We start from the raw sequence: 20,413 nt of genomic DNA on the forward strand, positions 1-20,413 counted from the left end.
TCCGGGGACGGCCATGACCAGCACCGATGACAGCACTCTGCATGCACCGCAAAGTTTCTTTCTGAAATATATCTGGAGCCAGGATCACAAAGTGATCGCCGTGCAGTATTCCTGCGTGGCGATCATCGCTGGCCTGGTCGGTCTGGTGCTGTCGAATCTGATGCGTTTGCAGCTCGGTTTTCCGGGCCGCTTCGCGGGCATTGATGCGACGCATTATTACCAGTTCATGACCATGCACGGCATGATTATGGTGATTTATTTGTTGACCGCGTTGCTGCTGGGCGGGTTTGGTAATTATTTGATTCCGCTCATGGTGGGCGCGCGCGATATGGTATTTCCGTATCTGAATATGCTGAGCTTCTGGACGTATTTTTTGTCCGTCATTGTGCTCATGAGCAGCTTCTTTGTACCGGGTGGGCCGACCGGCGCTGGCTGGACGCTGTATCCGCCGCAAGCGATTTTGCCGGGTACGCCGGGCTATGAGTGGGGCATCATTTTGATGCTGGTATCGCTCTTGATCTTTATTGCGGCGGCAACGATGGGTGGTCTGAATTATGTGACGACCGTGCTGCAAGCGCGTACCGAGGGTATGACGCTGATGCGTATGCCGTTGACGGTGTGGGGAATTTTTGTCGCGACCATTTTGGCGCTGCTGGCTTTTCCTGCCTTGTTTGTCAGCGGGATCATGATGTTGCTCGATCGCACCTTGGGAACCAGTTTTTTCATGCCTGCGTTGCTATCGATGGGAAAAGCCAGCGGATATAACGGCGGTAGCCCGCTGCTGTTCCAGCATTTATTCTGGTTTTTCGGTCATCCCGAGGTCTACATCGTAGCCTTACCGGCGTTCGGGATTGTGTCCGATCTCATTAGCGTGCATGCGCGCAAATGTATTTTCGGCTACCGCACGATGGTCTGGGCGATTCTTGCCATCGGCGTTCTCAGCGTACTGGTCTGGGCGCATCACATGTTCGTCAGCGGCATGAATCCGTATTTCGGCTTTTTCTTCGCGACGACTACGCTGATCATTGCGATCCCGACCGCCATCAAGGTCTACAACTGGCTGCTGACCTTGTGGGACGGCGATATTCATATGTCGGTGCCGATGTTGTTCGCGCTGGGGTTTATCAGCACTTTTCTGATGGGCGGGCTGACCGGATTATTTTTGGGAAATGTCAGTGTCGATATCCCTTTGTCGAACACATATTTCGTCGTCGCACACTTTCATATGGTCATGGGCGTGTCGCCGCTGCTGGTGATTTTTGGTGGGATTTATCACTGGTTTCCTAAGGTTAGCGGACGGATGTTGAACGATAGTCTGGGCAAGGTACATTTTTGGATGACTTTTGTGGGGACTTACGCGATTTTTTTTCCGATGCATTACCTGGGGATACTCGGGATGCCGCGTCGTTATTACGCGTTCGAGGGCTATCAATTCATTCCATCCTCGGTCCAGTCCCTGAATGCTTTCATCACTGTGGTGGCGTTAATCGTTGCGACCGGCCAAATTTTGTTTATCTTCAATTTGATCTGGAGCACGTTTCGCGGCAAGCGTGCCGACGCCAATCCGTGGCGTGCCGCCTCGCTCGAATGGCAGACCCCGACGACACCGCCCGGGCATGGCAATTGGGGCGCGCATGTGCCGGTGGTGTATCGCGGTCCTTACGCGTACAGCATCCCCGGCGCGCAGGAGGATTTTATTGCTCAGAATGCGCCGCCGATCATTGCGGCGACGGGCCCGGGCGTGAGTGTGGGAGCGAGGGAGTACTGACATGACCACCGCCATGACGATAAAAGTAGAGGATCCAAGGCGTCGTCCGGTTGATATCCGTGCGGCTACGATGAGTGTTGCGGTATGGCTGTTTATCGGCGTGGCGACGATGCTGTTTTCGTTGTTTATTGCCGCGTATGTGATGCGGATGAACGCTGGCGATTGGTCTGCGATTGTCATGCCGTGGCAGCTTTGGATCAGTACCGGGTTATTGATCGCTATCAGTGTGATGTTGCATGTGGCGGATAAGCCGGGACGATTCATCTCATTGATGGGGTCGCTGCAACTAAGGAGATGGATAGCAATACCGCGATTAACGCTGGCGCGCTATCTATTGATCGCTGGCGGCACTTGTGGCGGGTTGTTTTTGGGATCCCAATTATGGGGCTGGCAGGCACTGCACATGATGCACGTGACAGCGGCTGGCAATCCGGCTGCGAGTTTTTTCTATTTACTGACGGCGATGCATGGGATGCACGTTGTTGGCGGCATCGTTGGTTGGGGACGGACGGCGCGCTATGCGTGGTTGCATGCCGTGGGGGATGCAGATATGCCGGATGTGCGCTGGCGCATCGCGCTGTGCGCACGTTATTGGGATTTTTTGCTATTGGTATGGATTGCGCTGTTTGCCGCGTTGGGCTGGCTGACACCGGAAGTGGTGCGTTTTATTTGCGGCGCACGCTAAAAAAGGAGGCGGTATGGACGTGCCGGTGAATCCACTCATGCCAGAAAATAGTGAGGTCGTCCCGCCCGCTCGCTGGCGTCAGTTGGCGAACGACTGGTCGGCTGATCGTGCGGCTTTTCAGGTGTCCTGGGGCAAGGCGATGATGTGGATTTTCCTGCTCTCGGACACGTTTATTTTTAGCTGTTTTCTGGTCGGCTACATGACGGTTCGGATGTCTGGCACCGCACGCTGGCCGGACCCGAGCGTGATGTTTGCGCTGCATATCGGCGGGGTCACAGTGCCGTTGCTGCTAATAGCGATCATGACGTTTGTGCTCATTAGTAGCAGCGGGACGATGGCGATGGCGGTGAATTTTGCGTATCGCCGTGAGCGAGTACGGGCTGCCGTCTTGATGTTGATTACCGCCGGGTTTGGCGTGGCATTCGTGAGCATGCAGGCGTTTGAATGGACCAATCTGATCGTCAATGAGGGCGTGCGTCCATGGGGCAATGCCGTGGGCGCTCCGCAGTTCGGTGCGGCTTTTTTTATGATCACCGGCTTTCATGGCCTGCATGTGTCGATCGGTGTGATTTATCTGGTGACGGTGGCGGTGCGGGTATTACTGGGGCGCTATGAACGTAGCGAGAATTATCAGATTGTTGAAATTGCGGGCTTGTATTGGCACTTTGTGGATTTGGTCTGGGTGTTTATTTTTGCGCTGTTTTATCTTTGGTGAGGGCGATGATGGATACTCCGCATTCCACCGGTGAGCAACATCCGACTAGTCTCTATCTCAAAATATGGGGCTTGTTGTTTGTGCTTAGCACGCTGTCTTACATGGTTGATTATTTGCAGTTTCACGGCTATCTGCGCTGGACCTTGATTGTGTTGTTGATGCTGCTCAAGGCCGGGCTGATTGTGGCTTTTTTTATGCACATGGCGTGGGAACGTCTGGCGCTGGTGTATGCGATTCTGGTGCCGCCGCTGTGCTTGCTGGTGCTGGTGGTGTTGATGGCGACGGAGGCGCATTACACCTTTGTGACGTGCTTATTATTTTTCCGCTGAGCGGGGGCTCAGCGGTTTCGTTTCTTAATTGGGCATCAGAATTTGCGGCCCGACATCCTTGATATCTTTGGTCCCGGTCAACGCCATGCTCACATCTAGCTCCTGCTGCATGATTTGCAGCATTTTGGTGACGCCCGCTTCGCCCATCGCGCCCAAACTGTAGAGAAAAGCGCGACCGATCATCGTGCCTTTGGCGCCTAGCGCGACGGCTTTTAATACGTCTTGACCGCTACGGATACCGCCGTCAAACCAGACTTCTATCTGATCGCCGACTGCTTCAACGATGGCTGGCAAAGCAGAAATCGAGGACACCGCGCCATCAAGTTGACGACCACCGTGATTGCTGACGACGATGGCGTCGGCCCCGCTGGCGGCGGCGATTTTGGCGTCTTCAACGTCGAGAATGCCTTTGAGGATCAGTTTGCCGCCCCATTGCTGTTTGATCCAGGCGATATCGTCCCAGGACAGGGTTGGATCGAATTGGCTGGCAGTCCATTTGCTGAGGGTCATAATGCCCTCGCCACCTTTAACGTGACCGGCCAGATTGCCGAAAGTTTTGCGTCCACCCAGTGCGCGCAAGGCCCACGCTGGTTTGCTGGCCAGATCGATGATGTTGGCGAGGGTGAGTTTTGGCGGGACTGACATGCCGTTTTTAATATCTTTGTGGCGCTGCCCGAGAATCTGTAAATCGAGCGTGAGGACTAGCGCGGAACATTTTGCTGCCTTGGCCCGTTCGATCAGAGATTTGACGAAACCGCGATCACGCATGACGTAGAGCTGAAACCAGAACGGCTTAGTGGTCACGCTGGCGACGTCTTCGATCGAGCAAATGCTCATAGTCGAGAGCGTGAACGGAATGCCGAATTTTTCAGCCGCAATCGCGCCCAGCATTTCACCATTCGCCCATTGCATGCCGGTGAGTCCGGTTGGGGCAATGGCGACCGGCATGGTCACTTTTTCGCCAATCATGGTCGTAGCAGTTGTGCGCTGATCGACGTTAATGGCGACGCGCTGGCGTAACTTTAAGGCGGCCAGATCGGTGCTGTTGGCGCGATACGTGCCTTCGGTGTATGAGCCGCTGTCGGCGTAGTCGTAAAAAGCTTTCGGGACCCGTTTCTGAGCGAGTACGCGCAGATCTTCGACGCAGGTGATGACGGGCATGGTTTCTCCGTGAGTGTTTAAAGTTATTTACTTGTATTTAGCGCAACCGCCATCGTAGGACAAAAGGGGGCTTCGTTGGGAGAGAATGACGCGGGTTTCAGGTGAAGAGTTTTCAACTGGGACTTCGCAGCTTATTTTTAGCTCGATAATTTCATGGCAATGAATTCTTTGGCTGCTTTATTGCCGCTGCGGACTGCGGACTCCAGCGTCGCGGGATAGTCGCCAATGGTGTAGTCGCCAGCCAGAAATACGCCTGCTATGCCAGTATTGTTTGCAGGGCGGGTGAGGGCGGGCGTGCAGGCAAAGGTTGCGCGTTTTTCGGAAATGATCTTGGTCCAGAGCGGATGCGCCAGCTCGGGGCGTTGGAATACTCGGGCTAATTGTGCGGCAATGGCGTTAGTCAATATTGCGTGGCTGTTGCCAATGGCGTTGCCTGAGGCGCTGATGACGACGGCTAGCAGACCTGCGTGGGTCGGATCAAGTTGGCCGCGATCAAATACAAATTGGCCCCAGTCGCCTTTAGTAGCGTCTTCAATGAGCGCAAAAAAAGGACGCGGCAGGGAAACACTGGGCGCGAATTGCAAATAACAGGTGGTAATGGGCTCGTAGGTGAAGCTTTGCAGCAGCGTGGTGTCGGTTAAATCGGCCAGTAAGTTTGCCGCAATGTCGGGCGGCGTGGCGATGATGACGGCATCGAAATCGCCCTCCTCAACAGCATGATTGGTCATGAGTCGCCAGCGCTTGTCGTTGGCTTGCAATTGGCGGATGTTGCAACCGAGACGCACGCTGCCGCCGTGCTGCGCAATAAATGCGGCGGCGTTATCCGGCAATAAACTGCTCAGATTTACGCGCGGTAACAGCATGTCAGAGGCGGCCCGGCGTGCGCCCAGACTATCGCGCAAGACAGCCAGAAAAACTTGTGCCGAGGCTTGTGCTGGCGGCGTATTGAGGGCCGCGATACACAACGGTTCCCATAGCAATTTGATCAGGCGCTCGGTCTGATCGAAACGTTCTAGCAAGGTACTGACGCTGCAATCGTCATGCAGTTGCCAGCCCATCCAGCGGGCGGCTGAATTGAATCGTGCCAGCGCGAGCTTGTCTTCCCGGCTTAATCCTTGGGCACGCCATAAAGCGGCTAACAGATGCAACGGCGCAGGCAGCCGGGGAGCCGAAAAGGTCATGCCGCTGCTGCTGGCGGGATAGCACATTTGTAATGGCAGGCGTAACAACGCGGTGGCGGGATTGACGCCGACTTTGCGCATCAATTGCAAAGTCTGTTTGTAGGCACCTAGTAGGATGTGCTGGCCGTTATCGACGGTGATGGCCTGGTTTGCTTCTGCCGCCTGCACAGTCACGCCTCTGGCGCGCCCCCCAAGTACACGGCTGGCCTCGAACAGCGTGACCTGATAGTGGCTGCCAGTCAGAGCGACAGCTGCTGCGCAACCGGCCCAACCGGCACCGATGACGGCGACCTTGCGCTGGTTGGCCAGATCAGCCACGAATATAGGTCTTCCATGCCAGCCATAGTTTGCGGATGGGTGTGAGTGAAATGCGTTGATTGAGGACGTGAAAGCCATCGTGTTCGATTTCGTCCAGCAATGCCCGGTAGATCGCCGCCATCATCAATCCCGGGCGCTGGGCGCGGCGGTCTTCTTTGGGCAGTAGGGCGAATGCTTCGTCATACATTTGCTGCGCACGCGCAACCTGAAAGCGCATCAGCTTTACAAAGTTATCGCTATGCCGTGCATTGAGGATATCGGCGGCGGTGACGTGGAATTGCTGGAGTTCGTTGACGGGCAAGTAAATCCGGCCTTTGCGACCATCTTCGCCGACGTCGCGAATGATATTGGTGAGCTGAAAGGCCAGGCCTAGTTTTTCAGCAAACTCCAGGGTTTGCGGCTGAGTCACGCCGAAAATGCTGGCCGACAAAATGCCAACAACGCTGGCGACGTGCCAGCAATATTGTTTGAGGCCGGGATAGTCCAGATAGCGGGTCTGATTCAGATCCATTTCCATGCCGTCGATGATGGCTTGTAGATGTTTACCATCAAGTTGATACGTTTGCAGATGGGGTTGTAGCGCCTTGGTCACCGGATGGCTGGGATTGCCAGCGATCATCGCGGCGATTTCTTTGCGCCACCAGACGAGTTTGGTTCGGGCTACGGCCTCGTCGGTGCAATCATCGACGGTGTCGTCAACTTCGCGACAGAAGGCATACAGTGCTGTGATGGCGCGGCGTCGTTCGGCGGGTAAAAACAGAAAGCTGTAGTAAAAACTTGATCCGCTCTGGGCGGCTTTTTGTTGGCAGTAGTCGTCGGGAGACATGGAGGATCTTGTGTGTGAGTTTGTATGATGGGCAATCGGCATTGCTGGTTGCCGCATATTTTGGTGAACGCGATGTTAGCGCATCTTGGTACTTTGGCGCATCCGTATTGCGCGCCATGCCAGGATCAGCCAGTCGATCTTGCCTAAAGTTGGTCGATGGCGAAAAACGTCGTAACCGACCATTTCTATGCGTTCCAGTATCCGTAGGCCACCTTGAATGACGAGCCGTAGCTCCCAGCCGATGCGCCCGGGCAGGCGCAGGGCGAGCGGTGCTGCATCTTGCATCATTGCCCGTGTGCGTTGTACTTCGAACTGCATCAAATGACGCCATGCATGATCGGTATTGGCAGCGGCAATGTGGGCCTGCGTCACGCCGAAGCGCTGCAAATCTTCTAACGGTAGATAAATACGTTCTTTTTGCCAGTCAATGGCGACGTCTTGCCAGAAGTTAATGAGTTGCAAAGCGGAGCAGATGGCATCTGAATCGCGCATATTGTCGGCATTCGCAGCGCCGTATAAGTGCAGCATCAGGCAACCGACCGGGTTTGCTGAGCGTTGGCAATAATCGCGCAAGTCTTCAAAGCGGGCGTAGCGGGTAGTGACGACATCTTGTTTGAAGGCCGATAACAGGGCGCGAAATGGTGCTATCGGCAGTGCGTACTCGTCGATGATTGTGTGCAGTGGCTGGAATAAAGCGATGTCGGCAGGTTTTTGTTGTTCAATTCGGTCTAAGGCAGCATCAAAGTCGTTTAACGCGGCTAGTCGCTCGCCGGGGCTGGCTTCGCCTTCGTCGGCAATATCGTCGGCAGTCCGGGCGAATGCATAAATTGCTTGCACAGCCGGGCGTAAGCGCACCGGTAGCAACCATGAGGCTACGGGGAAATTTTCGTAATGATTTATTGGCATAACAAATAATTCTAAGTAGTTATGTTGACGCATGTTTAGCTTAAAGCGGGACGGCAAGTTTTGTATTTGAAGATGCAGTGGTCCAAGTGCGCGGAGTTTTAGCTTTTTTCAGCCATCGAATAGTAAAGGAAAAACCAGTTCACACAGACAAATTAGTCTCAATTTGTCTGTGTAATAATGATGGGGTGGCGGCGTATTCAGGATATGAATTTATACCGAGTCATTTGCCCTGTTATGCCTGCGTATATAAATACGCCGTCGCACGATAATTAAGTAGCCTTATGACTGGCTATTTGATAGAATGCTGCCTCTTGAAGCGGATATGGCGAAATTGGTAGACGCACTAGATTTAGGTTCTAGCGTTGAAAGACGTGGGGGTTCAAGTCCCTCTATCCGCACCATACAAGTAGTAGGTACTATCAAAAAGCCCTCTTGAGAGGGCTTTTTTGTGTCCGCTGTATTCATTGATGTCTGTGACTCCAGCCGCAACGCATCGATCTATTTGGCGTATTCGGATAAATGAATTGATGGCAATCCGCAAGCAGCGTTGCCGCAGTGTCGACGCCAGTAACCATGCCAATTCCTGTAGCAAATTAGTGCGGTTATTCGGAATGCCGCGGGATTGTAGCGCCATCATGAGCGGTTTTGGCGCAATCAACTGTTTTACGTATAGAATATCGGACTTTAGCGTGCCGGGGACGGCGTTTAAATGGCAACATTTAGATGCTTAAATGATGGAAGCCGTTGATGAATCAACGGCCTCAGTGATTTAAGTCCTTCTGGTCACACATATAAAACACAGAATTTTTAATTGGACGATTCACATGGTAACTGCAGTCGAAACTCTAAACAAACTTGAACGCCGCCTCACCATTTCTATTCCAATGGTTGAAGTGCAAGCCGAAGTTGAAAAGCGCCTCAAAGTACGCGCACGTACTGCTAAAGCACCTGGTTTCCGTCCTGGTAAAGTGCCAATGAAAATGGTCGCTGCACAGCACGGTTACCAAGTTGAAAGCGAAGTATTAAACGAAAGAATTGGTGTCGCATTTAGTGAAGCAACGAGCGAAAATAATTTGCGCGTTGCTGGCTTTCCAAACATCGAACCTAAGACCAGCGAAGTTGTACCTGAAGGCATTATTGCTTTCGAGGCAACTTTCGAAGTCTATCCTGAAGTGAAAATCGGTGATTTAAGCAGCGTTGAAGTTGAGAAGACCAAGGCTGAAGTCAGTGATGCGGAAATCGATAAGACGATCAATATCTTGCGTAAACAGCGCGTGCATTACCACGTCAAGGGTGAGCAAGGCGAACACGGCGACGGTGGCAGTGACCTGGCCGCGCAAAACGAAAATCGAGTAACTATCGATTTTGTTGGCAAAATTGACGGCGTTGAATTTCCAGGCGGTAAAGCTGATGATTACGCGTTCGTGCTTGGTGAAGGCCGAATGTTGCCTGAGTTTGAAGCCGCTACCGTCGGTCTCAAAGTGGGTGAAGCTAAGACTTTTGAATTGTCGTTTCCTGAGGACTATCACGGTAAGGATGTTGCAGGAAAAACTGCAGAATTCACTATCACGCTGAAAAAACTGGAATGGGCGCACTTGCCAGAAGTAGATGCTGATTTCGCTAAATCATTGGGCATGGAAGACGGTGATCTGACAAAAATGCGCGCAGACATCAAGCTCAATCTGGAGCGCGAAGTTGGTGCGCGTGTTAAAGCGAAGAACAAAGATAGCGTGATGGATGCGTTGATCAAGGTGTGTGAACTAGACGTGCCAAAGGCATTGATTGATCAAGACGTACAACGTCTGGTCGAAATGACCCGTCAAGACATGTCGCAACGCGGTATGGATGTCAAAAATATGCCATTCCCACCGGAATTGTTTGCAGCGCAAGCAGAACGTCGCGTTCGTTTGGGTTTGATCTTGGCTGATGTCGTTAAAGAAAATAAATTGCAAGCAAGTGCTGAGCAAGTTAAGGCCCAAGTTGAAGATTTCGCACAAAGTTACGAAGATCCAAAAGAAGTTCTGAAATATTATTTTAGCGATCGTAGCCGTCTGGCTGAAGTCGAAGCACTTGTTTTGGAAGAAAACGTCGTTAACTACGTATTAAGTAAATCGAAAGTGACTGAGAAATCGGTCGCGTTTGATGAGCTGATGGGTAATAACGGACAACAAGCGTAATTAAGCCGAGTGCTGTGGGGCCTGCTCAGGCACGATATCTGAGCAGGCATCAAATAACGCTCCAATAAGGAAAAATATGACAGGCTTTCATCGTAATTCGGCGCTAGATACTGACATGCTCGGCATGGTGCCTATCGTGGTTGAGCAAAGCGGTCGCGGCGAGCGTTCTTATGATATCTACTCACGTCTGCTGCGTGAGCGCGTCATTTTTCTGGTCGGACCGGTCAATGATCAGACCGCAAATCTTATCGTCGCGCAATTGCTGTTCCTTGAAAGTGAAAATCCGGAAAAGGATATTTCACTTTATATCAATTCGCCAGGCGGCTCAGTCTCGGCCGGTATGGCGATTTTCGATACGATGCAATTTATCAAACCCGACGTTTCGACGCTTTGCACGGGGATGGCCGCATCTATGGGCGCATTTTTGCTGGCAGCTGGTGCTAAAGGTAAGCGATTTTCGTTGCCGAATTCTCGAATTATGATTCACCAGCCATTGGGTGGTGCGCAGGGTCAAGCTTCTGATATCGAAATTCAAGCACGGGAAATTTTGTATTTGCGTGAACGTCTGAATGGTATTTTGGCGGAAAAAACTGGCAGAACTATCGAGCAGATTGGCAAAGATACAGATCGTGATAATTTTATGTCATCAGATGCTGCTGTTGAATATGGCTTAATTGATAAAGTTCTTACGACGCGCGCCTGATAGCCGGGTGTGACACAAAACGCCCGAATCCCTAAAGGTCGGGCGTTTTTCTTTTTTGAAGTTTAGTTTTTTCATCCTTTAAACGCAAAAAACGCACGCCATTCTGATTTAAATTTGCCCGCGTCGTGACGAGTTGGTGTTTCGCAGGTAATATCAATTCAACGCCATACGGCTGCTTAATCAGACTTCTTTAGTCTTTGCTTGTAATCCTTTACTGACGCTTACTCAAATTGCCCTATGTCCGATAAAAAAACTTCCAGCGGCGAAAAACTGCTCTATTGCTCCTTCTGTGGAAAAAGCCAGCACGAGGTCAAAAAACTCATTGCCGGCCCGTCAGTTTTCGTCTGTGACGAGTGTATTGATCTCTGCAATGACATCATTCGTGATGAGGCATCAAACATTGAAACTTTGGATGGTCAGAAGTCAGAGTTGCCGATTCCACAGGAAATCTGCGAGTTGCTTGATCAATACGTTATTGGCCAGGAAACTGCGAAGCGAATTCTCTCAGTTGCCGTGTACAACCATTACAAACGCCTCAAACATCTGGGTAAAAAAGATGATATTGAACTGGCAAAAAGTAATATTTTGCTAGTTGGACCAACGGGTTCCGGTAAGACGTTGTTGGCGCAAACGCTGGCGCGTACTTTGAACGTGCCGTTTGTGATCGCTGATGCAACCACGCTTACTGAGGCTGGTTATGTCGGTGAAGATGTAGAAAATATTATTCAGAAATTACTACAAAATTGTAATTATGAAGTTGAAAAAGCGCAAAAAGGTATCGTCTATATCGATGAAATCGACAAGATAACGCGCAAATCAGACAATCCATCCATTACCCGCGACGTATCTGGTGAGGGAGTGCAACAAGCCTTACTCAAGCTGATCGAAGGCACTATGGCTTCGGTACCACCGCAGGGTGGGCGCAAACACCCCAATCAGGATTTTGTCCAGGTTGACACTACAAATATTTTGTTTATTTGCGGCGGTGCTTTCGATGGATTGACGAAAATTATTTCTGAGCGATCAGAGAAGAGTGGTATTGGATTCTCCGCAAATGTGAAGAGTCAAAGTCAGCGTACTTCTAGTGAAGTATTACTCGATGCCGAGCCGGAAGACTTGACGCGTTTCGGTTTGATTCCAGAGTTGGTTGGTCGGTTGCCGGTGATCGCGACATTGACTGAGCTAAATGAGGCTGCGTTGATACAGATTCTGGTGGAGCCAAAGAACGCTCTGATCAAGCAGTATGCAAAATTATTGCAGATGGAAGGTGCTGAACTCGATATTCGACCGGCTGCGTTACAGGCTATTGCTAAAAAAGCCTTAGTACGCAAAACAGGGGCGCGTGGTTTGCGCTCAATTCTTGAACATGCTCTGCTTGATGTAATGTACGACTTGCCGAGTCATAAAAATGTCTCAAAAGTGGTAATAGATGAAAACAGCATCACGCATGGTGCTAAGCCATTAATGATCTATCACGATCAGCAAAAAGTTTCAGGTACAAAATCATAACATTTGTAAAAATCAGTAAGTAATTTGCTAGAAAATTCAGTTTTTGAATAAAAGCAGTACAATTTCACAAACTATAGTTACTTGGCTTCAACCGTAAAGCCACCCGAAGGAAACTTCGCGTGTGGCTTTTTTACTGCCCCACGCAAATGTAAGTGAGGAATTTTTGTTGCAACTAGGGCTTGTGTTTAAGCTACTCGTGCCAACATCATTAATAAGTTTTTTTGATAGGGCTCGCCATGACAACTTCTACATTTACTGAACAAACCCGGTTGCCCCTATTGCCTTTACGGGATGTGGTGGTATTTCCGCATATGGTGATTCCTCTGTTTGTTGGTCGTCCAAAATCGATCAAGGCTCTTGAGGCTGCTATGGAGCAGGGTAAAAGCATCATGTTGGCCGCCCAGAAGGCTGCAGCCAAAGATGAACCATCGGCCGACGATATCTATGAAATTGGCTGCGTTGCTAATATTTTACAAATGTTGAAACTTCCCGATGGCACCGTCAAGGTACTGGTGGAGGGTGCGCAACGTGCAAGAATTCACAAAATTAGCGAGCTTGATACGCATTTTGTCGCTGATTTGACACCAGTTGAATCGGAGTTGGGGGACGACGCAGAGGTCGAGGCAATGCGCCGCGCGATCGTTCAACAATTTGATCAATACGTCAAATTAAATAAGAAAATTCCACCAGAAATTTTGACCTCCTTGGCTGGGATAGATGATGCCGGTCGTCTGGCTGATACTATAGCTGCTCACTTGCCTCTTAAGCTGGAGCAAAAGCAGGTAATTCTGGAAATCTTTAACGTTAGTAAGCGTTACGAGCATTTGCTCGGACAGCTCGAGGGTGAGCTAGATATTCTACAAGTTGAAAAACGCATCCGTGGTCGTGTCAAACGCCAGATGGAAAAATCGCAGCGTGAGTACTATTTAAATGAGCAAGTTAAAGCCATTCAAAAAGAACTGGGCGAAGGTGATGAGGGCGCAGATCTGGATGAGCTTGAAAAGAAAATTCTTGCTGCTAAGATGCCAAAAGAAGCCCTAGAGAAAGCGCAAAACGAACTTAAAAAACTGAAACTAATGTCGCCAATGTCGGCTGAAGCAACAGTGGTGCGTAACTATATAGACACGTTAGTTGGTTTGCCGTGGAAGAAAAAATCCAAGGTTAATAATGAGTTAGGCAATGCCGAAAAAGTCCTTGAGGGCGACCACTATGGCTTGGATAAAGTCAAAGAGCGGATTCTGGAATACCTCGCCGTACAACAACGTGTTGACAAGCTAAAAGCCCCGATTCTATGTTTCGTGGGTCCACCGGGTGTTGGTAAGACTTCGCTCGGACAGTCGATTGCACGTGCCACTAATCGCAAATTTGTCCGGATGGCGCTTGGTGGCGTACGTGATGAAGCTGAAATTCGTGGACATCGTCGTACTTATATCGGTTCGATGCCCGGTAAAATTTTGCAAAGCCTGGCCAAAGTCGGTGTGCGTAATCCCTTATTTCTGTTGGATGAAATTGACAAGTTAGGGATGGATTTTCGCGGCGACCCATCTTCGGCATTGCTAGAAGTGCTAGATCCTGAGCAGAATCATACGTTTTCGGATCACTACATTGAGGTTGATTTTGACTTGTCGGATGTCATGTTTGTAGCGACGTCTAACTCATTCAATATACCGCCGGCTTTGCTGGACCGCATGGAGGTCATTCGTCTGTCGGGTTATACGGAAGACGAAAAGGCTAATATTGCATTGCGTTACTTGCTACCTAAACAGATTAAAAATAATGGATTGAAAGTCGATGAAATCAGTGTTGCCGAAAGCGCTATTCGGGACATTATTCGTTACTACACACGAGAAGCTGGCGTGCGTTCACTGGAGCGTGAAATCTCCAAGATTTGTCGTAAGGTTGTGAAGTTACTGTTGCTGAAAAAGCAGGAGAAAAAAGTTGCAATTACTTCTAAAAATATAGATAAATTTTTAGGTGTTCGCCGCTTTGATTTTGGTGTTGCTGAAAAAGAAAATCAGGTTGGACAGGTCGTTGGTCTGGCATGGACTGAAGTTGGTGGCGAATTGCTGACGATAGAAGCTGTGGCTATGCAAGGCAAAGGCGCAATCATACGCACCGGTACACTCGGTGATGTAATGAAAGAGTCAATAGAGGCCGCCCGTACAGTGATGCGTAGTCGTGCCAGGAAATTGGGTATCAAAAACGAGGCATTTGAGAAGACTGATATTCATATCCATGTACCTGAAGGTGCAACGCCAAAAGACGGCCCTTCGGCAGGTATCGGAATGGCTACCGCTTTGGTATCGATCTTTACGGGGATACCGGTGCGAGCCGACGTTGCAATGACCGGTGAGATTACGTTGCGGGGTGAGGTATTGCCTATCGGTGGCTTGAAGGAAAAGCTATTGGCTGCGCATCGGGGTGGAATCAAGACGGTTTTGATTCCAGAGCAAAATGTGAAGGATCTTGCCGATATCCCTGATAACGTAAAAAATAAACTGGAAATTGTTCCGGTTCGCTGGTTTGATAAGGTACTGGAAATTGCTCTTGAGCGCCAACCGGTGCCCCTTACTGACGAGGAGGTAGTTGTCGACTCTGCCGCTGTTGCTAAGTCTGGTGAAAAGATTGATACAACAGTAGTTAAGCACTAATTAGTAAAGAAAATGCGACATTGAGAAGATGTTAACTACTTTTTAGTTGTTATGTTCTATTGATGTTATGTGTATTTGATTTTACTATAGCTCAAAAAAATCCCCTGATGCCCTGTGTTAGGGGATTTTGTTAAAATTAAGGTTGTTAAAGTTCTTAAATTTAAGCTTGGCAAAGCGCTCAAAGATACTGTAAGCTAACGTTTTTTGGCGTGGTGACAAACGTCAATTCTTGACTAGCTTGGCTCTCACTTTAAAAGTAATTGATTTAAATTTAAGTGTCGGGTGCTTAGCTCAGTTGGTAGAGCGGCGCCCTTACAAGGCGTAGGTCGGGAGTTCGAGCCTCTCAGCACCCACCAATTAGTCAGGAAATATAGTTGCGATAAATTCAAAAATTTTTTGCAGCGCGCAGTTTTAGGAGTGGTAGTTCAGCTGGTTAGAATACCGGCCTGTCACGCCGGGGGTCGCGGGTTCGAGTCCCGTCCACTCCGCCAGAATTTAAAAGGCGAACGAAAGTTCGCCTTTTTTCACATCTGCTAGTGATTTTAACAATTTGTCTTTGATTGGCTACTATGTTTGAGTTTATTCGCTCCCATCAGCGCTTGATGCAGTTTCTGCTTTTGTTGTTGATCATCCCTTCTTTCGCTCTGGTCGGCTTGCAGAGTTATACTAACTCTGGCGATAGTGCTAATACCGTGGCGAAGGTCGCAGGTCAGTCAATTACGCAGCAAGATTGGGATGCCGCACAGCGTCAACAAATGGACCGCATGCGACAAATGTTCGGCGCGCAATTTGACGCCAAGATGTTTGACTCGCCAGCTGCCAAGCAAAGTATCTTGGAAAATCTGATCGCGCAGCGTGCGCAGTTGGCCGCAGTGACGCGCGAACATCTTATCGTGTCCGATGCAACGCTACAGCAAACGCTACTTGGTATTCCAGAATTGCATGGTGCTGATGGTAAGTTCGATAATGAAAAATATCGTGGCTTATTAGCTGCTCAGGGTACTGTGCCAAAAACGTACGAAGCGGGTCTTCGTCAGGATCTCGCACTTCAACAATTGACTGGTGCAGTCAGCAATACAGCGTTTGCTCCAAAGTCGCTGGCCTTACGCTTCTCGACTATCAATGATCAGGAACGCGAAATTCAGGAATTGTTATTCAAGACTGCTGACTATGCGCCGCAAGTTAAAGTTACTGATGACATGCTGAAGGCTTATTACGATAAAAATAGCCAGCAGTTTCAAATTCCTGAGCAAGTTAACGCTGAGTATGTCGTACTCGACAAGGCCGCTGTGGCGTCACAAGTGACGGTCAGTGATGCTGATATTAAATCGTACTATGAGCAAAATTTGCAGCGTTACACTACGGCTGAACAACGCCGTGCAAGCCATATTTTGATCACGATTAAAAAGGATGCTACTGCTGCTGATAAAGAAGCGTCTAAAGCAAAGGCTGAAAGCTTACTGGCACAGTTACATAGGAACCCAGCAGAGTTTGCCAAATTGGCTAAAGACAATTCGCAAGATACTGCGTCGGCAGAACATGGTGGCGACTTAGGCTACTTTGGTGAAGGCATGATGGTGAAGCCATTCTACGATGCTGCAGCCAAACTTAAACAAGGTGAAATCAGTGATGTAGTTGAGTCTGATTTTGGATATCACATCATTGAATTGACTGGGATTAAGCCAGCTGAAGTTAAGCCTCTGGCACAGGTCAAGGCCGATATCTCAGCAGAAATTCAAACACAGCTAGCAACAAAAAAATTCGCAGAATTGGCTGAGTTGTTTAGCGATACTGTGTACGAACAAGCTGATAGCCTGAAATCTGCAGCTGACAAATTAAAGCTGTCTATTCAGACGGTGGCAAACTTGGGGCGTCATCCAAGTTCTGTTGTTGCACCAACGGTACCGTATAACAACGAAAAATTTCTAACAGCATTGTTCGCCGATGGCGCTGTAAAGAACAAGCGCAATACAGCAGCTGTTGAGGTTGCGCCAAATACTTTGATTGCGGGTCATGTGATTAGCTATAAGCCTGTTACTACGCAAGCATTTGAAGACGTCAAGGAAGTAGTACGTGCTAAGGTAATGCAGGCTGCTGAATCTGAGTTAGCCAACAAGGCTGGTGCTTCAAAATTGGCTGCGCTAAAGAGTAAAGATGATGTTGCTGATTTTGCTGCTGTGAAGACTATTTCTCGCGTAAGTCGTCAGGGCATTGCACCAAATGTATTTGATGCAGTCATGAAAGCCGATACTAGTAAGTTACCTGCCTTTGTTGGTATAGCGTTGCCAGAGCAAGGTTATGCTATTTATCGGATTGGTAAAATTTCGCAGCCAACTACGGTCGATCAGAAGCGCAGAGAAGTAGAGCAGCAAGAGGTTTCGTCAACATTAGCGCAGCAAGAAATGACCGCTTATGTCGAGGTATTAAAGCAAAAAGCTAAGGTGAAAATACTCAAGCCCGCTGTTGTTAGTGCTGGTACGGATGAGAGTCCGGCCGCGAAATAAAATAAAGTTATTGTTTAAAAAATGCCACTGTAAAGTGGCATTTTTTTTAATCTCAATATCGGCTTTGTGGAAATAAACCGATTATTTTGTCGCAGGCATTATAGTTTTGATGAGTGGTTGTAACTTCTGCCAGACATTATTCAATATGATCGGATGCGCTTGGGCGGTTGGGTGAATACGATCTGCTTGGAATAATTGCGGTTTCTCAGCGATACCTTCTAGTAAAAATGGCACGAGGGTCACGTTGGTCTGTTTTGCCAAGGTTGAATATAAACCGAAAAATTTTTCTGTGTAATCGCGTCCATAGTTAGGTGGGATGCGCATGCCAACGAGTAGCACTTTAGCGCTAGCTTTTTGTGCCGTTACTATCATTGCGCGCAAATTAGATTCCGTAGCTTTTAGTTGAAGGCCGCGCAGAGCGTCGTTGGCACCGAGTTCGATGATGACAATGTCTGGTCGTTGTTTTAACAGTGCCGGCAGTCGGGCGCTGCCCCCGCTAGTTGTCTCGCCGCTGATACTGGCGTTGGTGATGTTGATGTCCATATGCTGCGCTTGCAGACGTTGTTCCAGTAGCGCGACCCAGCCGCTTCCACGGGCCAGACCATATTCCGCCGATAGACTATCGCCCAACACCAGAACAGTTTTTGATGCAGAATAAGCGCTTGTTGTCGCTAGCATCCCAAACACACCGAGTGCGCTGAGCATGCCGGTAAGTAAAGTCTTGCGACGCAAGGCATTGTTAGCGCGGCTTGTTTTTTTTGCTTTCGTTGATGTGATCGATGAGCACTCGCGCCAACTCCGAATAATATTTCCATACTTCGTACTGATAATCCGCATGCCTCTATCCTCTTTAATTGATTCTTCTGTTCTACAAACTACGACGCCAGTCCCAGACTTTGCGATAGTCGCACAAAATCTGAGTAAGCGAGTTGCCGACGCCAGCGGTCAACTGGTCATACTTAACGACATCAATTTTACCGTTCAGTCAGGGACGACGCTGGCGATTGTCGGGGCATCCGGATCTGGTAAGTCTACTTTATTGGGATTGTTAGCTGGTTTGGATACGCCATCAAGCGGTACCGTCAAGATCGATGGCGTTGATATTTTTGCGCTAGATGAAGATGGCCGTGCCGGTGTACGCAAAAATAAGTTAGGTTTTGTGTTTCAATCTTTTCAATTGTTGAGTCATTTGAATGCCTTGGAAAATGTGATGTTGCCTTTGGAGTTACATGGCGATGTTCATGCTAAGGAAAAAGCGCAGGCGATGTTAGGGCGTGTCGGTTTGGCAAGCCGCTTGCGTCACTATCCTAAATATCTGTCCGGCGGAGAGCAACAACGCGTTGCGTTGGCGCGTGCTTTTGTGACAGAGCCACCATTGTTATTTGCCGATGAGCCCACCGGTAGTCTGGATGCCGCCACTGGCGAGGCCGTGATTCAATTAATGTTTGATCTCAATCAAGAGCGCGGCTCAACGCTGGTGCTGGTAACGCATGACACCTCGATTGCAATGCAGTGTCGCCAGACAATAACGATTGCAGCGGGACGCTTGCTTCATCATGGTGATGCGCATATTGTTGATGCTCAAATCGCTGCTAACCATCAACGCTAATCGAAAGTAGAAGACAAATACATGGCTGCCTGGCTTCCTATTGCAAAAGCGATTCTTCCTTATCTCGGCGATATCCTCACCGTCGCCAAACCTGTTTTTACTAATCGCAAAGGCAGTGGTGAAAGTAGTCAAATAGAAATTTTGCAACAACAAGTAGCTGAATTGCAAAATGCATCTCTACAAAATATTCAGGATATCAAGGCACTTGCCGAGCAATTGAAAACTGCAGTGCCCGCGTTGGAACAAGCATTGGCGGCAACGCAAGAAAAGCTGCGATGGGCTAATCGCATTGCTGTTATTTCACTGATATTGGCATTGCTATCATTTGGTATCGGAACAGTTATTTTTATGCGCTAGTTTTCGACTGCCCAAAGTACGCATCAACGACCATTTTTCGATCTGAACAATCGTTAAACACATGACTGAAATAGATTGGTAAAAATATGGATCGCCTACAGTCAATGCGGGTTTTTTCAAAAGTAGTCGAACAGGGCAGTTTTGTTGGCGCAGCCCAGGCACTGGCATTATCGAACGCGGTCGTCACGCGTCATGTAGCGGATTTGGAAAATCATCTTGGTGCGCGTTTGTTAAATCGCTCCACGCGCAGAATGTCGCTGACCGAAACAGGTCAAGCCTATCTTGAACGAGTCCGTAGCATTTTGGCTGAAATTGATGAGGCCGATGCGATTGCCTCGGCGGTGTCAAAAAATCCAGGAGGAACGCTCAATATCTATTCCCATATCGGCTTCGGACAAATGCAGATGGCGCGTTGGCTCCCGCAATATTCACTGCAATATCCAGATGTTATGTTGGATGTGACCATGTCGGATCGCACTGTTGATTTGGTTGAGGAAGGTTTTGATGTCGGTATCTTTACCGGTTTCCAGAAGTTCGATGTGAGTATGATTGCGCGTCAGTTGGGTGTCGCTGAAGTGCTGTTATGCGCTTCTCCTGACTACATACGCAAGCACGGAACGCCACAACTGCCGGAAGACCTGCTGCAACATGCCTGCTTGAATTTCTCTCTGGAGAACTTTCGTCATCATTGGACTTTTAAGTCGCCCGATGGTGTTTCAACCGTACCGATTACTAGCAAGGTAGTCTCTAATAACGCTGATCTGTTACGTCATTGTGCTCTCGCCGGGATGGGGATCGTGATGCGAAGTTCATATTCGCTTGGAGATGATTTAGGGACCGGTAAACTGGTGCGCATATTGCCAGAGCACCACATCAATAAGATATCGGTTCAACTGGTCTATCCAAGTCGACGTTTATTGTCAGCCAAGGTACGTAGTTTTGTTGATTTTATGATGGCTCAGTTTCCGCATCCCGATCGGGACCCTTGGTTGAATATTGAATAGGACTTACGCC

Annotated in this window: 17 protein-coding genes and 3 tRNA genes; 15 read left to right on the forward strand and 5 right to left on the reverse strand. The window is 49.2% G+C overall.

Features of this window, described 5'->3' with window-relative positions; translation table 11 throughout:
- Window positions 1-13 precede the first annotated feature (13 nt).
- From ctaD to ACVBEF_RS01820, 4 genes are read left to right on the forward strand one after another with little or no spacing between them, the layout of a single operon-like run.
- The gene (gene ctaD, locus ACVBEF_RS01805; protein WP_447122235.1) at window positions 14-1,768 is read left to right on the forward strand and encodes a cytochrome c oxidase subunit I; all 1,755 of its coding nucleotides are present in this window, start codon (window positions 14-16) and stop codon (window positions 1,766-1,768) included.
- Window position 1,769: 1 nt separating this feature from the next.
- On the forward strand, window positions 1,770-2,453 hold the full coding sequence (locus ACVBEF_RS01810) for a bb3-type cytochrome oxidase subunit III (RefSeq protein ID WP_447122236.1): 684 nt from the start codon (window positions 1,770-1,772) through the stop codon (window positions 2,451-2,453).
- Window positions 2,454-2,490: 37 nt separating this feature from the next.
- The gene (locus ACVBEF_RS01815) at window positions 2,491-3,168 is read left to right on the forward strand and encodes a heme-copper oxidase subunit III family protein (RefSeq protein ID WP_447122301.1); all 678 of its coding nucleotides are present in this window, start codon (window positions 2,491-2,493) and stop codon (window positions 3,166-3,168) included.
- Window positions 3,169-3,176: 8 nt separating this feature from the next.
- Window positions 3,177-3,497: a cytochrome C oxidase subunit IV family protein gene (locus ACVBEF_RS01820; RefSeq protein ID WP_447122237.1), complete on the forward strand. Its 321-nt coding sequence runs from the start codon at window positions 3,177-3,179 to the stop codon at window positions 3,495-3,497.
- Window positions 3,498-3,521: 24 nt separating this feature from the next.
- Here ACVBEF_RS01820 and ACVBEF_RS01825 read toward each other — a convergent pair whose 3' ends face one another.
- The 4 genes from ACVBEF_RS01825 to hpnC form a co-directional block, all read right to left on the reverse strand.
- The gene (locus tag ACVBEF_RS01825) at window positions 3,522-4,658 is read right to left on the reverse strand and encodes an alpha-hydroxy acid oxidase (protein WP_447122238.1); all 1,137 of its coding nucleotides are present in this window, start codon (window positions 4,656-4,658) and stop codon (window positions 3,522-3,524) included.
- Between the two features lie 137 nt (window positions 4,659-4,795).
- Entirely contained in the window at window positions 4,796-6,157 is a 1,362-nt protein-coding gene (hpnE, locus tag ACVBEF_RS01830; protein ID WP_447122239.1) for a hydroxysqualene dehydroxylase HpnE, read from the reverse strand.
- Window positions 6,150-6,983, reverse strand: coding sequence for a presqualene diphosphate synthase HpnD (gene hpnD, locus ACVBEF_RS01835; protein WP_447122240.1), 834 nt, complete (start codon window positions 6,981-6,983; stop codon window positions 6,150-6,152). The genes hpnE and hpnD overlap by 8 nt, the downstream gene beginning before the upstream one ends.
- A gap of 75 nt (window positions 6,984-7,058) precedes the next feature.
- Entirely contained in the window at window positions 7,059-7,889 is an 831-nt protein-coding gene (gene hpnC / locus ACVBEF_RS01840) for a squalene synthase HpnC (RefSeq protein WP_447122241.1), read from the reverse strand.
- Between the two features lie 316 nt (window positions 7,890-8,205).
- Between hpnC and ACVBEF_RS01845 the strand changes: the two genes are divergently transcribed.
- From ACVBEF_RS01845 to ACVBEF_RS01880, 8 genes are all read left to right on the forward strand, one after another.
- A tRNA-Leu gene (locus ACVBEF_RS01845) sits at window positions 8,206-8,290 on the forward strand.
- 423 nt (window positions 8,291-8,713) lie between these two features.
- Window positions 8,714-10,066: a trigger factor gene (tig, locus tag ACVBEF_RS01850; protein ID WP_447122242.1), complete on the forward strand. Its 1,353-nt coding sequence runs from the start codon at window positions 8,714-8,716 to the stop codon at window positions 10,064-10,066.
- Window positions 10,067-10,142: 76 nt separating this feature from the next.
- Window positions 10,143-10,769 (forward strand): ATP-dependent Clp endopeptidase proteolytic subunit ClpP, encoded by a 627-nt coding sequence (clpP, locus tag ACVBEF_RS01855; RefSeq protein WP_322237855.1) that lies wholly within the window; start codon window positions 10,143-10,145, stop codon window positions 10,767-10,769.
- 237 nt (window positions 10,770-11,006) lie between these two features.
- Window positions 11,007-12,278, forward strand: coding sequence for an ATP-dependent Clp protease ATP-binding subunit ClpX (clpX, locus tag ACVBEF_RS01860; RefSeq protein ID WP_447122243.1), 1,272 nt, complete (start codon window positions 11,007-11,009; stop codon window positions 12,276-12,278).
- 236 nt (window positions 12,279-12,514) lie between these two features.
- Window positions 12,515-14,929 (forward strand): endopeptidase La, encoded by a 2,415-nt coding sequence (lon, locus tag ACVBEF_RS01865; protein WP_447122244.1) that lies wholly within the window; start codon window positions 12,515-12,517, stop codon window positions 14,927-14,929.
- A gap of 280 nt (window positions 14,930-15,209) precedes the next feature.
- Window positions 15,210-15,285: transfer RNA gene (locus ACVBEF_RS01870), tRNA-Val, on the forward strand.
- A 58-nt stretch (window positions 15,286-15,343) separates the two neighbouring features.
- Window positions 15,344-15,420 (forward strand) — tRNA-Asp (locus tag ACVBEF_RS01875).
- A 78-nt stretch (window positions 15,421-15,498) separates the two neighbouring features.
- On the forward strand, window positions 15,499-17,433 hold the full coding sequence (locus ACVBEF_RS01880) for a SurA N-terminal domain-containing protein (RefSeq protein ID WP_447122245.1): 1,935 nt from the start codon (window positions 15,499-15,501) through the stop codon (window positions 17,431-17,433).
- Between the two features lie 81 nt (window positions 17,434-17,514).
- Here the strand turns inward: ACVBEF_RS01880 and ACVBEF_RS01885 are convergent, their stop codons facing one another.
- Window positions 17,515-18,138, reverse strand: coding sequence for an arylesterase (locus ACVBEF_RS01885; RefSeq protein ID WP_447122302.1), 624 nt, complete (start codon window positions 18,136-18,138; stop codon window positions 17,515-17,517).
- A gap of 130 nt (window positions 18,139-18,268) precedes the next feature.
- Here ACVBEF_RS01885 and ACVBEF_RS01890 point away from each other — a divergent pair, with 130 nt between their 5' ends.
- The 3 genes from ACVBEF_RS01890 to ACVBEF_RS01900 all read left to right on the forward strand — a co-directional run bounded on the left by ACVBEF_RS01890 (window position 18,269) and on the right by ACVBEF_RS01900 (window position 20,403).
- Window positions 18,269-19,042, forward strand: coding sequence for an ABC transporter ATP-binding protein (locus tag ACVBEF_RS01890; protein WP_447122246.1), 774 nt, complete (start codon window positions 18,269-18,271; stop codon window positions 19,040-19,042).
- Between the two features lie 21 nt (window positions 19,043-19,063).
- Window positions 19,064-19,399, forward strand: coding sequence for a hypothetical protein (locus tag ACVBEF_RS01895; protein ID WP_447122247.1), 336 nt, complete (start codon window positions 19,064-19,066; stop codon window positions 19,397-19,399).
- A gap of 86 nt (window positions 19,400-19,485) precedes the next feature.
- On the forward strand, window positions 19,486-20,403 hold the full coding sequence (locus tag ACVBEF_RS01900) for a LysR family transcriptional regulator (protein ID WP_447122248.1): 918 nt from the start codon (window positions 19,486-19,488) through the stop codon (window positions 20,401-20,403).
- The last annotated feature ends 10 nt before the right edge of the window (window positions 20,404-20,413 follow it).

Source organism: Glaciimonas sp. GG7 (assembly GCF_052976905.1).

What these genes read in the sequence shown, in the direction of transcription:
- ctaD (WP_447122235.1), top strand. Translation starts at nt 14, where the DNA reads ATGACCAGCACCGATGACAGCACTCTGCATGCACCGCAAAGTTTCTTT.
- ACVBEF_RS01810 (WP_447122236.1), top strand. Translation starts at nt 1,770, where the DNA reads ATGACCACCGCCATGACGATAAAAGTAGAGGATCCAAGGCGTCGTCCG.
- ACVBEF_RS01815 (WP_447122301.1), top strand. Translation starts at nt 2,491, where the DNA reads ATGCCAGAAAATAGTGAGGTCGTCCCGCCCGCTCGCTGGCGTCAGTTG.
- ACVBEF_RS01820 (WP_447122237.1), top strand. Translation starts at nt 3,177, where the DNA reads ATGGATACTCCGCATTCCACCGGTGAGCAACATCCGACTAGTCTCTAT.
- ACVBEF_RS01825 (WP_447122238.1), bottom strand. Translation starts at nt 4,658, where the DNA reads ATGCCCGTCATCACCTGCGTCGAAGATCTGCGCGTACTCGCTCAGAAA.
- hpnD (WP_447122240.1), bottom strand. Translation starts at nt 6,983, where the DNA reads ATGTCTCCCGACGACTACTGCCAACAAAAAGCCGCCCAGAGCGGATCA.
- hpnC (WP_447122241.1), bottom strand. Translation starts at nt 7,889, where the DNA reads ATGCCAATAAATCATTACGAAAATTTCCCCGTAGCCTCATGGTTGCTA.
- tig (WP_447122242.1), top strand. Translation starts at nt 8,714, where the DNA reads ATGGTAACTGCAGTCGAAACTCTAAACAAACTTGAACGCCGCCTCACC.
- clpP (WP_322237855.1), top strand. Translation starts at nt 10,143, where the DNA reads ATGACAGGCTTTCATCGTAATTCGGCGCTAGATACTGACATGCTCGGC.
- clpX (WP_447122243.1), top strand. Translation starts at nt 11,007, where the DNA reads ATGTCCGATAAAAAAACTTCCAGCGGCGAAAAACTGCTCTATTGCTCC.
- lon (WP_447122244.1), top strand. Translation starts at nt 12,515, where the DNA reads ATGACAACTTCTACATTTACTGAACAAACCCGGTTGCCCCTATTGCCT.
- ACVBEF_RS01880 (WP_447122245.1), top strand. Translation starts at nt 15,499, where the DNA reads ATGTTTGAGTTTATTCGCTCCCATCAGCGCTTGATGCAGTTTCTGCTT.
- ACVBEF_RS01885 (WP_447122302.1), bottom strand. Translation starts at nt 18,138, where the DNA reads ATGCTCAGCGCACTCGGTGTGTTTGGGATGCTAGCGACAACAAGCGCT.
- ACVBEF_RS01890 (WP_447122246.1), top strand. Translation starts at nt 18,269, where the DNA reads ATGCCTCTATCCTCTTTAATTGATTCTTCTGTTCTACAAACTACGACG.
- ACVBEF_RS01895 (WP_447122247.1), top strand. Translation starts at nt 19,064, where the DNA reads ATGGCTGCCTGGCTTCCTATTGCAAAAGCGATTCTTCCTTATCTCGGC.
- ACVBEF_RS01900 (WP_447122248.1), top strand. Translation starts at nt 19,486, where the DNA reads ATGGATCGCCTACAGTCAATGCGGGTTTTTTCAAAAGTAGTCGAACAG.